Source organism: Bacillus sp. LR--39 (genome assembly GCF_053613335.1).
Window position 1 is genome coordinate 1 of the sequence record NZ_JBSIOT010001518.1, and the last position, 531, is coordinate 531.

At 49.9% G+C, this 531-nt stretch carries 1 protein-coding gene and 1 pseudogene; both read right to left on the minus strand.

Annotated elements, in window-relative coordinates; all coding sequences use genetic code 11:
- On the minus strand, nucleotides 1-270 hold a 270-nt coding region (locus tag ACWHAR_RS31515; protein WP_452088984.1), incomplete at its 3' end, for a dihydrofolate reductase family protein.
- A gap of 9 nt (nucleotides 271-279) precedes the next feature.
- A pseudogene (locus ACWHAR_RS31520) lies at nucleotides 280-531 on the minus strand (multidrug ABC transporter ATP-binding protein); the annotation flags it as partial.

Sequence of the window (531 nt, forward strand, 5' to 3'; positions counted from 1 at the left end):
GATAAACGTCACATGTTCATCTTGATAACTGTCGGGCGATCCTGTAAAAACATAGCAGGTTTTATCCTGATACGGGAAAACCGGTGTTAGCACTTTAACGTGCTCATATGTGCTCCGCCCTAAAATGACTGTATCAACAGTCTGATAAAAATCACTGTAGCCGTTGTCGCCTTCACCTTCGAATCCATCCAGCCAGTCGATGCTTCCATCTTCTCTTGCGATCATCCCGTCCAATGAAACAGCAATGTACAGCACAGTTTTTCTTTCCATGTTCTCCTCCTATCGCTGCACCATTTGCCCGAATTGCGCTTGATGCAGCCTGCTGTATAGGCCTCCGGCTTCGATCAGGTCTTGATGACGGCCTTGTTCTTCAATACCGTTGTTTGTGACGACTACAATTCTGTCCGCGTCTTTGATCGTCGCCAGCCTGTGGGCGATGACAAGCGTCGTGCGCCCCTCAGACAACTCTTGAAGCGCCTTTTGGATCGCCGCTTCCGTCTCTGTATCAAGGGCGGAGGTGGCTTCGTCGAG